The organism is Variovorax sp. PEI5, from assembly GCF_056679935.1.
This window is the reverse complement of record NZ_CM155257.1, coordinates 3516296-3530723: the sequence shown is the minus strand read 5'-3', so window position 1 is coordinate 3530723 and position 14428 is coordinate 3516296. Positions and strand designations below refer to the sequence as shown.

Genomic DNA, 14428 nt, shown 5'->3' with positions numbered 1-14428 from the left:
AAAGAGCCCGTGTACAAGTGCGACAGTTAAACTTCCATTCATGCCATTAGCTTCCGCAGAACTTTTCAGCGACATCATAATGAAGATGTCTATTCTCCGCTATATCTTTAAATCTAGAAGTAAGCGTGGCTTATTCGATCTAAATAAGCAAGCCGAGAATTTTTTCTGTTTGATATTAAATAAGACCTATGGTTGGAGTTTGGTTAACTCTAATCATCAAATTTCGAATCATCCTGCGATAGATCTAAGCGACCTTAACTCTCGAATTTGCGTTCAAGTCACTGCTCAGGATGATTCCGGAAAAATTAAAGAGACTATTAAAAAGTTCATTGCCATGGAGCTTTATGAAAAATATGATAGGTTAATATTTTTGATGATTGCTGGAAAGAAGGCGTACACCACGAACTTTGACACGCAAGATTTGTTTGAGTTTGACAAAAATCTTGATATATGGGATCTAGACGACTTGCTTTCTGACGTTGAGAACTTACAGCTTCCACTTGCAAAAGAGATTGCCTCATTCGTCAATGATGAATTGCAGCCAATAGTGAAGGCGCTAGCGCCGACTGAAAGTTTACTTGCTGGCCTGGAAGTAAAAGCATCTGTGCCTCCAAAAACCGCGAAAGCATTTATCAACTTTGTTTATGAAAACGGCGCCGATCCTTTCGACACTGATGCAAAAGGGAAGGAGCTAAAGTTTATCAGTCGCCTTTACTCTAAGCTTTCCAAGCTCTCGAAAAAGTCGAGAGAATACTTGGCTGTATATCTTTTGCGTGGGCAAATCTTTAATCAATATGAGAGCAAACGGGTAGGCTTATATTGGAAAGATCTGCATAATATTCTGCCGATGACGGATGTTGAGGCTACGCAGTATTTTAAAATTCTTGAGGATATTAATTTGGTAAGCCATGATGATGATGGCGAGCACAGAGCTGTAAAGCTGTATTTGCATTACGCTCTAGAGTGTGATTTGGATTTCTTTGTTTATCTAAAGAAATTTTGCAAGTCTGACTCTTTGATAAAAAAAGTGTTGGTAGACTGTGACTTTTCGCTGCTTGACTGATGTCAAACTTCGAATTGCTTTGTTTTGAGGGTTAATCACTCTTAATCTGTCGCTTCGAAGCCAAAATGTTGCCTGTGCCATTTGAGATATGGCTTCATTCCTAAGTGGGTACGGTCTATCAGTCTTATATTTTCGTGAATCGGTAAAGTGTTCTTTGACTGAAGATGAAATCTATCATGAACGAGCATCTTGAAATTATCGTCAAAACTTATGTATCCACGGTCAAATGCCTTGGACAAGTTCGGACTAAGCAAGATACCGTTATCTGGAGAGAGGCGCTCTTTTCTCGTGGTGCATTTGCTCCAAGGCTTGATGTGCGAAGCAACCAATAGCGCCTCATCTTTGCACTGGGTTACGGCACAGCCTTTCCACCTTTCAACAAGCTTCTGACGGAAGTAGCCTTGCCCCACTCGCAACTTTACGATGGCATCTTTTTCAGTGTCAGAGAGTGGGGAGTTTTCAAGCCAGTCAAGAAACTCATTGTCAGTTCCTGGCTCGGGTGCTTCATCAAATGGATCTTTGATGACTCGTGGAGGTGGCTCAATGCCACGGACCAGCTCGTAGGCACCATCAACATCATATTTATGAACCCACCATGAGGCTGCATCCAACAATCGTTTTTCTGCTTTTGAAGAGTCGGTTGCCGCATCTTCAACATTTGTCCTACTGCCATCTAAAACTGCTACTCGCACGGGAAGGCGAGAAAAGTATGCAGTTGAGACAAGTGAACTGAAAGCCTGAGCTTTCTTGATCTTCATTGCAAGTCGGTGGTCAGACTCCCCAGCAATCTTCATGTCCGTCTTCATGTTGCCCCACTTCTGGGCATCCAATCTTGAATTGCCTAGACGGACAAGCTTCCCATCTATTGGCTTGATTTCATTCCACCAAATACATGCAAGATATGGTTCACCTTTGCCACCAAATGTCCACAGGCTATTTTGATAGACATTGTCAGGGGGATCAATTGGTCTATTATCTTTACGACTAGTTTCCCAAGGTTCACCGCTCAATCCTGCTTCAATAGCTAGGTCATAGATGTTCCGCTTTGTCAGAGGACGAATGGATTGGTATTCTTCTTCAAGTGTCATGTTAGGATGATGGCTGTTCGCTAAAGCAAAACCTGAAAGTCAAAAATGCTAAGAGATCCTGATTACAAACCGAGTGCTAACAACTTGTTCAAAATAAATCAAGCTCTCAAGGTGGTTGAAACAGTTGGGAAGTTCATCAAGCAGCCTGCACTTGAGACAATATTTTTTGAGCAAGATGACAAGAGCTTTATTTTACTTGTTAATCCATTTCTCAATGACTTTATTGAGGTTGCCCTAGTCAATGAATCATTTGAAAATTGCGAAGATAAGAGGGAATCTGAGGTCTTGGGTATTCTTTCCGGCGCTAATGAATATGGATCTGCCAAGTTTTATTTAGATCCGTCTGAACATGCCACTGGCAGAATAAGCTCTTTTTTGGCACCTGAGCAAGATTACACAGTTGCACTTCACAATGTCATGCTGACCAAACTTTTAGAGGAATCTGAGCAGGTTTCCAAAAGCATAATCAGGAAGCGGTGATTACGCTCTCACTATTGGAATGTCTTCCCAGCTTGTAGTGTAGGCTGGTGTCCTTCGTTCTTGCTTCATGGAGAATGCTCGTTTGTCCCCATCCAAGCCTGCACTTCCCAAGATGATCGTGCCTTTGCCATACCGTCCGTTGAGCTTGTCCAAGGTGGTCATCAATGTCCCCTTGTCTTCAGGCTCTGGCTCAAGGTTGAGTTCAAATTGTTCAATGCCACCATCTTGAAGCTCTAAGAGCATGACTCCTGCTTTCGCATAGTTGAATCCTGCCTTGTAGATATTGCGCAGGTCTGACAGTGCAGCTTCAGCTATCAGTCTGGTGTCGCATGTGGGTCTACGCAGTGGGATGGTCATGCTCCTGCTGTACTGGGGATCTTTCCTGAAGGGACTGGTACGGATGAAGCAGAGGACTTGGCCGGCGTTGCCTCCTTGCCTTCTGAGCTTCTCTGATGCCCTTGTGGCGAACTCGGTGACTGCCTCGGTCAGCTCGTGCAGTTCGGTCATGCGCTTCATCAGCGTGCGCACATGCCTGCGGCCCACGCAATGCCCCTGGCGCTGCGTAAGCGCTCGGGCAAGTCACCCTTGATGCGGGCTCTCGGAGGAACCACACGAAGTGGCGCTGGAGAGCTGGCAATTCAGGTCGGCCACAATACTGAGATGTCTGCGACTGCTTCTTCCGGCCCATCTCGTCGAACCCCTGCCTCCCGTGCCGCCTCACCTGTCTTGGTTGAGATGCTTTCGGCAAGCGGCTATACGGAGATCCGCTCTCTCAACGATCAGCTGTGCGCGGTCAAGCAGTTCAACTACACCACCGCTTTGGTTGTCGGGCTTGACGATGTCGGCTATCAACGCCGGTACTGCTATGAGCACCGTGCTGACGCTCAGGCCGCTCTCCTTGTATGGGACGGCCGAGAGCATCCACCCGGACCGTGGATCAAGTGCAAGGGTGGTGGCATCGATCTGTTGAACCCAGCCTTTTGCTGAGCTTTGAACCAAGCACGCGGCGATCGCTCAGATGAGTGCCAACGATGCGGGAGCAGTTCGTCGATGCGGCTGTTCGGCTGCGTCGGCAGGCGCAAGAACACATCCTTCAGATAGGCATATGAATCGTGCCCATTGAGCTTCGCTGATTGGATCAAGCTCATGACGGCTGCGGCGCGTTGACCAGCACGCAGGCTCCCAGCGAACAGCCAGTTCCCTCTGCCCACGGCAATAGGCCGGATCTGGTTCTCCACCCAGTTGTTGTCCGCAGGCAATTTGCCGTCGTCCAGGTAGCGCGTCAGTGCAGCCCAGCGCTTCAGGCTGTAGTTCAACGCCTTCGCCGTCGCTGAACCGTCCGGAACCTTCAGCCGCTGCGCGATCATCCAGGCATGCAGTGCCTCGGCGATCGGCCGACCCCGCGCTTGGCGGATGCGACGCCGCTCATCTGCGTCCAGGTCCTTCACCTCGCGCTCGATCTCGTAGAGCCGGGCGAAGTACTGGATGCCTGCCTCGGCGATCTGGCTCTTGTTGGCCGTGTGCAGTTCGACGAACTTGCGCCGGGCGTGTGCCAAGCATCCCGCTTCGACGACGCCCTTGGCCAGCAGGGCCTTGTAGCCCGAGTAGTCATCACATACGAGCGCGCCGCGCCATTCACCCAGGAAGTCCTGAGCATGCTGGCCAGCCCGGCTGTCGGCGAAGTCGTAGACCACGCCCTTCATGCCTTCGAAGGCGCCTGGTGTGTAGGCCCACAGGTAAGCGCGGTGCGTCTTGCCGGTGCCGGGCTTGAGCATCGCTACCGGCGTCTCGTCAGCATGCAGCACTCTATGAGCAAGGATGGCTTCCTTGAGCGCATCGACCAGTGGTTGCAGGCGTACGCCACAGGCGCCGACCCACGCACCGAGCGTCGAGCGCGGGATGGCCAGGCCGGCACGCCCGAAGATCGCTTCCTGGCGGTACAGAGGCAGGTGGTCGGCGTACTTGGCCACCATCACCTGCGCCAGGAGGCGGGCTGTGGGGATGCCCTTGTCGATCACCTGGGCGGGCACCGGCGCCTGGATCAACGTCTGGCAATTCGCGCAGGCCCATTTGCCTCGAACATGCCGCTCGACGGTGAACACGCCGGGAACGTAGTCGAGCTTCTCGGCCACGTCCTCGCCGATGCGCTTGAGCGCACAGCCGCACTTGCAGGTGGTCGACTCGGGTTCGTGATGCACATCGACGCGCGGCAGGTCTGCCGGCAGCGGCGTGCGACGCGGCTGCTGCTTGTTCTCCGTCTTGGGCGGCGGGCGAAGCTGCTTGAGCTCTTCTTCGATGGCGGCCAGGTCGGCGTCAAGCGTCTCTTCCAGAAGGCTGGCCTGCGCCGCGTCGAGCTTCTCGCTGCTCTTGCCGAAGCGCAGGCGCTTGTACTGTGCGAGCTCGTGGGTGAGCTGGTCGACCTTGGTGGACTTGAAGGTGACTTCGCGCGTGAGCGTCTCGATCGAGCGGTCCTTGGCCTCGAGCAAGCTTTGCTGCTCAGTGAAGTCCTTGATGAGCCGGAGGGTCACCTCGCGCAGTTGTTCTGCATCGAGGCCCTTCAGTTGTTCGGCATCCACCATGAGCAGGTATGGTGCCGCCCGAGCGTGTGAATGTCATCGGCGTTTGCCGCAATTGCAGGGCCGTACGCGATCACACGACGGTGATGACACCCGCTGCCCCGACGCGCTGCCAGGGCAACCCGAGCACGAGCGCGTCGAGCTGCTCACGCGTCATCGCCATCTGCGTGCCCAGGCTCGCGTTGGCCCAGAGGAACCGGCCCTGGTTCAGCCGACGTGCGCACAGCCAGATGCCGATGCCATCGTGCACGAGGACCTTCATGCGATTGGCCCGTCGATTGGCGAACAGGTAGGCATGGTGTGGCTGCGCGGCGCCGAACACCTTCACGACGCGCGCGAGCGCCGTCTCCATGCCGGCGCGCATGTCGATCGGCTCTGTGGCCAGCCAAACGGCATCGACGCGGATCAACGCAGCCACTCGCGCAGCCAAGCTGCGCATGACGAGGCCGACTCCACAGGCCAGTGCACGACTGCGGTGGCGCTGCCTCGCTTCAGTTCAACGCGGATGTCGCGGCCCGGCATCTGGGCTTCAGGCTGCACATCGAGTGCGATGAAGTCGGGCATCGGTAAGGTTGGAGCGTCAGTCGACTTCGGCGACGCCGCCTTGCGATCGTCGGCGCGCCACCTGTGCACCACGTTCGCGTTCAGGTTGTACAGCCTCGCGATCGCCGCGGCAGACGCATCGGGTTGCCGACACGCCTCCAGGACCTCCGCCTTGAACCGCGCGCTGTGCCTGCGACGGGTGGCCCGCTTAATCACACCATCTATCGTGTCCACATCGTTCATCGCGGACACGATGCCTGCCGACTCTCAGGCAATCAAGATGACTTCACCGCGCGCTTACGGCGCTGCAGCAGCCCACACAGCATGCGTGAGCCCGCAAATGGGTGGGCTACATGCAACGCATCCAAGCTATGGGTCAACGCAACTTGCTCGCTGTTTGGTGGCTTGCGGCGGTAATAGATGGAGCCACGGCTGATCTGCATGAGCTGGGCTTGCCGGACCAGCGGTAGGCCATGGCTGCGGTCAATCATCGACCTACGCTGAGCAACCCCGCTTTGCTCAGCGGACCTTGCAAAAAATCCTTCTCCAAGGTCAATTGACCGATCTTGGCGTGCAGCTCTTTAAGGTCGACAACAGGCGCTGTAGGTGCCGGGGCTGCGCCAAACACATCTGCGGCCCGCTCTAGCAACATGCGCTTCCAATCTGCAATCTGACTGGGATGAACTTCATACTGCTGAGCCAGCTCAGCAACAGTGCGCTCACCGCGCACAGCCTCTAATGCAACCTTGGCTTTGAATGTGGGGTTGTGCTTGCGTCGGGATTTAATGGTCATAGATCTCTCCAGGTTCGGCCTGCTGTCAGGCCATTTTTACGGGGAAAGATCTCGCTTAGCTAGCTGTTCAAAAAACCGGAGCCACTTCTCCTGTACTAGCCTGTAAGAGTGCTCGAAGAGCACAGAATTTGTAGCGAAGTTCGGCCGCATATACTATGGGGGAGTATTGTATAATGCGGCGGTGTACCCAAGTAGAGAGGTGTTCCATGCCACACAGTCCGGAAGAAAAGAAGCAAGCACTGACGCGCATCCGGCGCATCAAAGGTCAGGTAGCGACTCTTGAGCAAGCGCTTGATGCAGGTGCGGAATGCCCTGCAATTCTCCAGCAGCTTGCGGCCGTTCGTGGGGCAGTCAACGGATTGATGGCAACCGTTCTGGAGAGCTATCTGCGGGAAGAATTTCCCAGTAGCGAAATCAGGAGCGATTCGCAGAACAAGTCCATTGACGAGACCATCTCTATCGTCCGCTCCTATCTGCGATAGAGGCACCAGGGTGCCCTCGGTGAGGGCAAATTTAGTTAGCTAGTAAAGGAAGCGACATCATGAAATCACGTGCAGCAGTTGCCTTCGGGCCAGGAAAGCCGCTGGAAATCGTCGAGATCGACGTCGAGCCGCCGCGCAAGGGCGAGGTGCTCATCAAGATCACGAATACCGGCGTTTGCCATACCGACGCCTTCACCCTGTCGGGCGACGACCCCGAAGGTCTCTTCCCGGTCGTGCTGGGTCATGAAGGTGCGGGTATCGTCGTGGAGGTGGGTGAAGGTGTGACCAGCGTGAAGCCTGGCAATCACGTCATTCCGCTCTACACCGCCGAATGCGGCGAGTGCATGTTCTGCAAGTCCGGCAAGACCAACCTGTGTGTCGCGGTTCGCGCAACCCAGGGCAAGGGGCTGATGCCCGATGGTACGACTCGCTTCTCGTACAATGGTCAGCCGCTTTACCACTACATGGGCTGCTCGACCTTCAGCGAATACACGGTCGTCGCCGAAGTCTCGCTGGCCAAGATCAACCCGGACGCCAACCCCGAGCACGTCTGCCTGCTGGGCTGCGGCGTGACCACCGGCATCGGCGCCGTGCACAACACGGCCAAGGTACAGCCCGGCGACTCGGTGGCCATCTTCGGCCTCGGCGGCATCGGTCTCGCTGCGATTCAAGGTGCACGCCAGGCCAAAGCGGGCCGCATCATCGCCATCGATACCAATCCGGCGAAGTTCGAACTGGCTCGTACCTTCGGCGCGACCGAATGTCTCAACCCGAAGGACTTCGACAAGCCGATTCACGAGGTTCTGATCGAGATGACCGGCTGGGGTGTCGATCACACCTTCGAGTGCATCGGCAACGTCAACGTGATGCGTTCGGCTCTGGAAGCTGCCCACCGCGGCTGGGGCCAGTCGATCGTCATCGGCGTCGCCGGGGCCGGCAAGGAAATCTCGACCCGTCCGTTCCAGTTGGTCACCGGCCGGACCTGGAAGGGGTCGGCTTTCGGCGGGGTCAAGGGGCGCACCCAACTCCCGGGCATGGTGGAAGACGCAATGAAAGGCGAGATCGATCTCGCCCCGTTCGTCACTCACACCATGGGTCTCGACGAGATCAACCACGCCTTCGACCTGATGCATGAAGGCAAGTCGATTCGCACGGTGATCCACTACTGATCACTCACTATCCATTCAACACCAACCTCATTGGACGGCGTTTGAAAGGCAAGTCCGCTGACGGGCCTTTCAAATACCGGCATCAGGGGAACCTGGCCACCATCGGCCGCAGCCTGGCCGTGATTGACATGGGGCGGGTTAAGCTGCGTGATGGATCTGGAAGCTCGCGCATTGATGGATCTGGAAGCTCGCGCATATCTACTTTCTGATCGGTACGCGAAATCGTCTCAGCGTCGCTTTGAGCTGGGTATGGAACCACAGCATCGGCTACCGCGGCTCTCGCATCATCATGCATGCGATTGCCGACAAAGAGCCCACGGCGTTGGATAAATCCGGCTCTCTGGATTGAGGTGCCCACCTTATCGGAACGTCAACTATCAGAAATGCCAGGGAGAGGAACTTGACCGATCTATTCACGACAAAGCCCAAGCCTCCCTTGGCCGAACTCCTGCGGCACAAGACGCTGGACGAATTCGTCGGGCAACGGCACTTGCTCGGCCCCGGCAAGCCGCTGCGTCTCGTGTTCGAGGCGGGCAAGTTGCACTCGTTCATCCTCTGGGGGCCGCCAGGCGTGGGCAAGACCACCCTAGGGCGCCTGGCCGCCAGTGCGACCGACAGCCGATTCATCGCCATCTCGGCCATGCTGGCCGGGGTGAAGGACATCCGGCAAGCCATCGACGAGGCCCAGGCCGAACTGGACAACCATGGTCGATCGACGGTGCTTTTCGTCGATGAGATCCATCGCTTCAACAAGGCGCAGCAGGATGCCCTGCTGCCCCATGTCGAGTCGGGGCTCCTGACCCTGGTGGGGGGGACGACCGAGCATCCGGGGTTGGCGGTCAATTCCGCACTGCTCTCGCGCGCGCAGGTCTATACCCTCGAACCGCTGTCCAGCGACGAACTGAACCAGCTCTACGAACGCGCACTGCCGCATCTCCAGGGCGTCATGTTGGACGCGGACGCGCTGGACCTGCTAAAGGGCTTTGCCGATGGCGATGGCAGGGCGTGGCGCGGCCGGGCTGGTACCAGCCAACGGACAGGGGCGTCGAGCGAAGGCTGGGAGAAAGGCTTACTTGGCTGCGCTCGCTCGATGACGCGACGCCGCCAAGCCCGGACGCTTGACCGACATCCCCCCCGAAATCGGCCCATCGCTACCTCACGAACTACAGGATAAGAACATGCCAAACAATTCTTTCGGTGAATCCTCTTGTACCGCTGCGGCCAGCGGCCTCGTGCAGGTGCGTGGCGCGCGCGAGAACAACCTCAAGGAGGTGGACGTCTCCATCCCGCGTAACGCGCTGGTGGTGTTCTCGGGTGTCTCCGGCTCCGGGAAGTCCTCGCTGGCCTTTGGCACCATCTATGCGGAGGCCCAGCGGCGCTACTTCGAGTCGGTGGCCCCCTATGCGCGGCGACTGATCGACCAGGCCGGCGTGCCGGACGTCGATGCGATCGACGGCCTGCCGCCGGCGGTGGCGCTGCAACAGCAGCGGGGCTCCAGCAACGCGCGTTCCTCTGTGGGCAGTGTGACCACCTTGTCCAGCCTGGTGCGGATGATGTATTCGCGCGCCGGCGCCTACCCAGCCAACCAGCCCATGCTGTACGCCGAGGATTTTTCGCCCAACACGCCGCAGGGAGCGTGCCCGACCTGCCACGGCCTGGGCCATGTGTACGAGGTGACTGAGGCCATCATGGTGCCCAATCCTTCCCTGAGCATCCGCGAGCGGGCGATCGCCTCCTGGCCCCCCGCCTGGCAAGGCCAGAACCTGCGCGACATCCTGGTCAGCATGGGCTACGACGTTGACCGACCGTGGAAGGACCTGCCGAAGAAGGATCGCGACTGGATTCTGTTCACCGAGGAAACACCGACGGTGCCGGTGTACGCCGGCTTCGCGCCCGCCGAAACCCGCGCCGCGCTCAAGCGCAAGATGGAGCCGAGCTACATGGGCACCTTCACCGGCGCCCGGCGGTATGTGCTGCACACCTTTGCCAACACCCAGAGCGCGCTGATGAGAAAGCGCGTGTCCCGGTTCATGGAGGGCAAACCGTGCCCCACCTGCCACGGCAAGCGGCTCAAGTCCGAGGCGCTGTCGGTCACCTTCGCCGGCGTGGACATCGGCGCGTTCATGCAGATGCCGCTGGACCAGTTGGCGGCCTTGCTCGAACCCATCGCCCAGGGCGATTTCCGCGCCCATGCAGCGGGGGCGGCTACGGACAAGGAAGCGACCCGACGCGACCGTGCCGAACGCGCGGCCTCCGGTCGCGCCGTCCATGCGGTATCGCCCGACGTGCGCCGCACCTCGGCGCTATCGGAAGAAAAGCGCCTCGCCGCGCAGCGCCTGGCCGGTGGTGTGATGGCACGCCTGCGCCAACTGCGTGGGCTGGGCCTGGGCTACTTGACGCTGGGCCGGGCCACGCCGACGCTTTCGGCCGGCGAGTTGCAGCGCCTGCGGCTGGCCACGCAATTGAGTTCCCTGCTGTTCGGTGTCGTGTACGTGCTCGACGAGCCCTCCGCGGGCCTGCACCCCTCCGATAGCCAGGCCCTGTACGACGCACTCGACCGGCTGCGCGACGCCGGCAACTCGGTGTTCGTGGTGGAGCACGACTTGGACCTGATGCGCCGCGCGCAATGGCTCGTGGATGTCGGGCCGGATGCTGGGGAGCGTGGCGGCCGCGTGCTCTACAGCGGCGAGCCGGATGGCCTGCGCAAGATTGCCGAATCGCGTACTGCACGCTACCTGTTCGATGAGATCCCCGCGCCGGAAAGCCGGGCACGCGAAGCGACCGGCTGGCTGGAGCTGCAGGACATTCACCGCCACAACCTGCATGGCGTGAATGCGCGCATTCCGCTGGGCGTGCTGACGGCCGTCACCGGCATCTCCGGCTCGGGCAAGTCCAGCCTCGTCGCGCAGGCCCTGCCGGAGCTGGTGCTGCTGCACCTGGGCCACGAGCCGGAAGACGATGTAGCCGAAAGCGCCACCAGCGAAGGGCCGGCAGTGATCGAAGCGACCGGCGGCCATCTGGCGGGCGACGTGGACGCCGTACAGCGTCTGGTGCAGGTGGACCAGAAACCGATCGGGCGCACGCCGCGGTCGAACCTGGCCACCTACACGGGCCTGTTCGACCATGTGCGCAAGCTGTTCGCTGCCACGCCCGATGCGCGACGCCGCCGCTACGATGCCGGGCGGTTCTCGTTCAACGTCGCCAAGGGGCGCTGCGAGACCTGCGAGGGCGAGGGCTTCGTCAGCGTGGAACTGCTGTTTATGCCCAGCGTGTACGCGCCGTGCCCGACGTGCCATGGCGCACGCTACAACGAGGCCACGCTGAAGGTGCAATGGAACGGGCGCAACATCGCCGAGGTGCTGCAGATGACCGTGGACGAAGCCAGCGAATTCTTCGCGGGTGAAGACGCTGTGGCAAGGCCACTGCAACTGCTGCGCGATATCGGACTGGGCTACCTGCGCCTGGGGCAACCGGCCACCGAGCTTTCCGGTGGCGAGGCGCAGCGTATCAAGCTGGCGACCGAGCTTCAGCGCAGCCAGCGCGGCCGAAGCCTGTACGTGCTCGACGAGCCGACTACCGGGCTGCATGCGTCGGACGCCGACCGGCTGCTGGTGCAGTTGCAGCGCCTGGTCGATGCCGGCAATACCGTAGTGATGATCGAACACGATATGCGCGCGGTGGCCCAGGCCGATTGGGTGATCGACGTGGGGCCTGGTGCAGGCGCTGCCGGCGGCAGCATCGTGGTGGCGGGCTCCCCTCAGCAGGTGGCCCGAACGTTTGGCAGCAGAACCGCTCCGTTCCTTGCACAGGATTTGGCGCGGGCCAAGTAGCTCAGTTCGCCAAATGTTGCCAATTTTCGCGGGGCATTGATCGTCGCCACACGACGGTGGCGATCAATGCCCGAATCGCGTCATCCCTCCTGAGTCAGAGCAAGATAGGGGTTGTTGGGCGGTATTTCGGCGAGTGCCAAGGACCCATCTTCGAGGAGGTAGCCATGCAGTCGGCGGGACTTCCTCGGGCCCGTGACTTCACAGGTCCAAATGTTCAGGCCATTGGGCTGCTTTCGATGTAGCTGCAGCTTCTCGAAGCGCTTCTGCACCCACTGCCAATCCTGTTGATTCTCCTGCTTGGCGAGTGCGGCCACTTCGGGATGCTCCTGCGCATAGCGTTGGAACACACCCGGGCTGACCAGGTAGGCCGTGTCATTCACCGTATGCACGAGTTCCTTCGCGTCGTTGATGATGAGGCGTCGTGAGGCGATTCCCTGCTTCAGCCAAACCATGAACTGTTCCCCGGATGGCTTCGTTGCCGATGGCCCAGGCGTAGGCGCGGGTGCAGGTGCAGGCGATGGAATGGACGTCGCGGCTGTTGCTGGCGCGGGGGTGTGGAGGAACTCCTCGGCATCCTGGCCAACGCCGGCCGACTCACCCAAGCCCACCATCGCGAGCAAATCCTCCATGACGTCGGGCACGGGCTGGGCTGCGGGCGGTGAAACGATTGTGGTGCTGTCGCCCTCCCAAATCGGAGGCTCTTGACCTCCCTGCGCTGGGTTCACCGAGACGGAAGGCGCGGGAGCCGACATGCTGGCGTCGTTTTCCGCGGGCGTCGCGTCGATCTCTACCGTCCCCGCGAAAGGTGCTGGTCGCTCGCCAGACTCCCAGATCAGCGCGGGAGCGAGACGCAACAGGGTGAACGAATGGGACCAGCCGGTCGTGCTGGTCACGGTCGCGCGCCAGACCGCTTTGCCGTCCGAGGTGGGCTGGAGCATGCCGTGGTCTTGCTGTTGATTTCCACGCAGAACTGACCCGCCGGGCATGCGGACAAAAACTTGGACTATCAGAGGAGATAGTTCATGTACACATACGCAGACAGGATTCGAGCGGTTGAGCTTTACATCAGGCTTGGATTGCGTGTCAGGGCCACGATCCGCCAGTTAGGATACCCAACGAAGAACGCATTTGACGTCTCCCCCGAATTCCGGACTTTTCAAAACTAGAGTTACGGTTGCTTTCCGGCAGGCCCCAAAGGGCACAAGGAGAGGCAATGAAAAGGTCGAGGTTTTCAGAGGAGCAAATCGCTTATGCGCTGCGACTGGCAGATTCAGGTACGCCGGTCGTCGATGTGTGTCGCCAGATCGGCGTGTCCGAAGCGACGTACTACACCTGGAAGAAGAAGTTCGGAGACCTGGGCGTCACAGAGCTCAAACGACTGAAGATGCTTGAGGACGAGAACGCCAGGTTGAAGCGCATCGTGGCCGACCTGACGCTTGACAAGCAGATCCTGCAGGAGGTCGTCCGAAAAAAAATCTGAAGGCTGCCAAGCGGCGTGAGCTGGCAGCCTGGATGCAGGAGCGCTTCAAAGTGAATGTACGCAGGTCATGTCGACTGGCGCTGCTGCGCCCTTCGGTCTGGTATCAAAAAAGCGAGGCACGTGATCAGAGTGCGTTGCGAATGCGCATCCGGGAGATTGCAATGGACCGCCCAAGATTCGGATATCTGCGCGTGTTGGTGATGCTCAAACGCGAGGGGTGGGAAGTCGGCAAGAAGCGGGTCTACCGCCTGTACCGACTCGAGGCTTGCAACTGCGCATGAAGGTAAAACGCCGCAAGCGCATCAGCTTGCAGCGTGGCCGGCCAGCTCCTGCCACTGGGCCGAACCAGCGCTGGAGCATGGACTTTGTTCACGACCAGATGCTCGATGGCCGAGCGTTTCGCATTCTTACCGTCATCGATCAGTGGAGTCGCGAGAGTGTCACTCTAGAGGCCAACTTTCGGCTTACCGGAAGGTGCGTGGGGAAGGCCCTGGACGAGGCCGCATTACAGCGTGGATGGCCCACAGCAATCACCGTGGACAACGGCACGGAGTTCACCTCTAAGGCCCTGGATGAATGGGCTTGGCGGCGTGGCGTGAAGCTCGACTACACACGTCCTGGAAAGCCCACGGATAACGGACTGATCGAGTCATTCAATGGGCGTTTGCGCGACGAGTTCTTGAACGTCAATGAGTTCGTCACAATGCAGGATGCGCGTGAGAAGTTGACAGCATGGAAACATGACTACAACCACCATCGTCCGCATGGCTCACTTGGCCACCTGACCCCGAGTGAGTTCGTAAGAAAAAGGTTGGATCAACCGCCAGGAAGCGGCCTCATTCCAGTTTAGAAGTGTCCGGATATGGGGGAGACGTCACCCGGTTTGAGAATCAAGCCAATAACCGTCCGTGGAAGCGGGGCAAC

Annotated in this window: 10 protein-coding genes and 4 pseudogenes; 7 read left to right on the top strand and 7 right to left on the bottom strand. The window is 58.4% G+C overall.

From position 1 onward, the window contains the following. Positions 1-40: 40 nt before the first annotated feature. A complete protein-coding gene (locus AC1MLT_RS16235) occupies positions 41-1063 on the top strand; it encodes an SMEK domain-containing protein (RefSeq protein WP_481033212.1) in 1023 nt (340 codons plus the stop codon). Positions 1064-1104: 41 nt separating this feature from the next. On the opposite strand, the gene AC1MLT_RS16230 is transcribed toward AC1MLT_RS16235, so the two are convergent. Beyond that, positions 1105-2151: an HNH endonuclease gene (locus AC1MLT_RS16230; RefSeq protein WP_481033211.1), complete on the bottom strand. Its 1047-nt coding sequence runs from the start codon at positions 2149-2151 to the stop codon at positions 1105-1107. A gap of 45 nt (positions 2152-2196) precedes the next feature. Here AC1MLT_RS16230 and AC1MLT_RS16225 point away from each other — a divergent pair, with 45 nt between their 5' ends. After that, positions 2197-2631, top strand: coding sequence for a hypothetical protein (locus AC1MLT_RS16225; protein ID WP_481033210.1), 435 nt, complete (start codon positions 2197-2199; stop codon positions 2629-2631). Here the strand turns inward: AC1MLT_RS16225 and AC1MLT_RS16220 are convergent, their stop codons facing one another. The 5 genes and pseudogenes from AC1MLT_RS16220 to AC1MLT_RS16200 all read right to left on the bottom strand — a co-directional run bounded on the left by AC1MLT_RS16220 (position 2632) and on the right by AC1MLT_RS16200 (position 6543). After that, positions 2632-3147, bottom strand: a complete 516-nt coding sequence (locus AC1MLT_RS16220; protein WP_481033209.1) for a DUF4113 domain-containing protein — start codon at positions 3145-3147, stop codon at positions 2632-2634. It lies immediately after the preceding gene. 500 nt (positions 3148-3647) lie between these two features. Next, positions 3648-5210: pseudogene (gene tnpC / locus AC1MLT_RS16215) on the bottom strand (IS66 family transposase); the annotation flags it as partial. Positions 5211-5280: 70 nt separating this feature from the next. Beyond that, positions 5281-5616, bottom strand: coding sequence for an IS66 family insertion sequence element accessory protein TnpB (gene tnpB, locus AC1MLT_RS16210; RefSeq protein ID WP_481033208.1), 336 nt, complete (start codon positions 5614-5616; stop codon positions 5281-5283). Next, positions 5613-5993 (bottom strand): transposase, encoded by a 381-nt coding sequence (locus AC1MLT_RS16205; RefSeq protein WP_481033207.1) that lies wholly within the window; start codon positions 5991-5993, stop codon positions 5613-5615. Before AC1MLT_RS16205 ends, tnpB begins: the two co-directional genes overlap by 4 nt. Before the next feature lie 244 nt (positions 5994-6237). Further along, the gene (locus AC1MLT_RS16200) at positions 6238-6543 is read right to left on the bottom strand and encodes a transposase (protein WP_481033206.1); all 306 of its coding nucleotides are present in this window, start codon (positions 6541-6543) and stop codon (positions 6238-6240) included. A 206-nt stretch (positions 6544-6749) separates the two neighbouring features. Here AC1MLT_RS16200 and frmR point away from each other — a divergent pair, with 206 nt between their 5' ends. The 4 genes and pseudogenes from frmR to AC1MLT_RS16180 all read left to right on the top strand — a co-directional run bounded on the left by frmR (position 6750) and on the right by AC1MLT_RS16180 (position 12024). Continuing rightward, positions 6750-7025: a formaldehyde-responsive transcriptional repressor FrmR gene (gene frmR, locus AC1MLT_RS16195; protein WP_007182548.1), complete on the top strand. Its 276-nt coding sequence runs from the start codon at positions 6750-6752 to the stop codon at positions 7023-7025. A gap of 59 nt (positions 7026-7084) precedes the next feature. Beyond that, a complete protein-coding gene (locus AC1MLT_RS16190; protein WP_481033205.1) occupies positions 7085-8194 on the top strand; it encodes an S-(hydroxymethyl)glutathione dehydrogenase/class III alcohol dehydrogenase in 1110 nt (369 codons plus the stop codon). Positions 8195-8594: 400 nt separating this feature from the next. Next, a pseudogene (locus tag AC1MLT_RS16185) lies at positions 8595-9245 on the top strand (AAA family ATPase); the annotation flags it as partial. A gap of 127 nt (positions 9246-9372) precedes the next feature. Beyond that, on the top strand, positions 9373-12024 hold the full coding sequence (locus tag AC1MLT_RS16180) for an excinuclease ABC subunit UvrA (protein WP_481033204.1): 2652 nt from the start codon (positions 9373-9375) through the stop codon (positions 12022-12024). A gap of 80 nt (positions 12025-12104) precedes the next feature. Here AC1MLT_RS16180 and AC1MLT_RS16175 read toward each other — a convergent pair. Beyond that, positions 12105-13010: pseudogene (locus AC1MLT_RS16175) on the bottom strand (conjugal transfer nickase/helicase domain-containing protein); the annotation flags it as partial. A gap of 227 nt (positions 13011-13237) precedes the next feature. Here AC1MLT_RS16175 and AC1MLT_RS16170 point away from each other — a divergent pair. Then, positions 13238-14354 (top strand): annotated as a pseudogene (locus AC1MLT_RS16170) (IS3 family transposase). The last annotated feature ends 74 nt before the right edge of the window (positions 14355-14428 follow it).

Excerpts from the sequence above, each read along its gene's own strand:
- AC1MLT_RS16235 (WP_481033212.1), top strand. The coding sequence starts at position 41 with ATGCCATTAGCTTCCGCAGAACTTTTCAGCGACATCATAATGAAGATG.
- AC1MLT_RS16230 (WP_481033211.1), bottom strand. The coding sequence starts at position 2,151 with ATGACACTTGAAGAAGAATACCAATCCATTCGTCCTCTGACAAAGCGG.
- AC1MLT_RS16225 (WP_481033210.1), top strand. The coding sequence starts at position 2,197 with ATGCTAAGAGATCCTGATTACAAACCGAGTGCTAACAACTTGTTCAAA.
- AC1MLT_RS16220 (WP_481033209.1), bottom strand. The coding sequence starts at position 3,147 with ATGAAGCGCATGACCGAACTGCACGAGCTGACCGAGGCAGTCACCGAG.
- AC1MLT_RS16205 (WP_481033207.1), bottom strand. The coding sequence starts at position 5,993 with ATGAACGATGTGGACACGATAGATGGTGTGATTAAGCGGGCCACCCGT.
- AC1MLT_RS16200 (WP_481033206.1), bottom strand. The coding sequence starts at position 6,543 with ATGACCATTAAATCCCGACGCAAGCACAACCCCACATTCAAAGCCAAG.
- frmR (WP_007182548.1), top strand. The coding sequence starts at position 6,750 with ATGCCACACAGTCCGGAAGAAAAGAAGCAAGCACTGACGCGCATCCGG.
- AC1MLT_RS16190 (WP_481033205.1), top strand. The coding sequence starts at position 7,085 with ATGAAATCACGTGCAGCAGTTGCCTTCGGGCCAGGAAAGCCGCTGGAA.
- AC1MLT_RS16180 (WP_481033204.1), top strand. The coding sequence starts at position 9,373 with ATGCCAAACAATTCTTTCGGTGAATCCTCTTGTACCGCTGCGGCCAGC.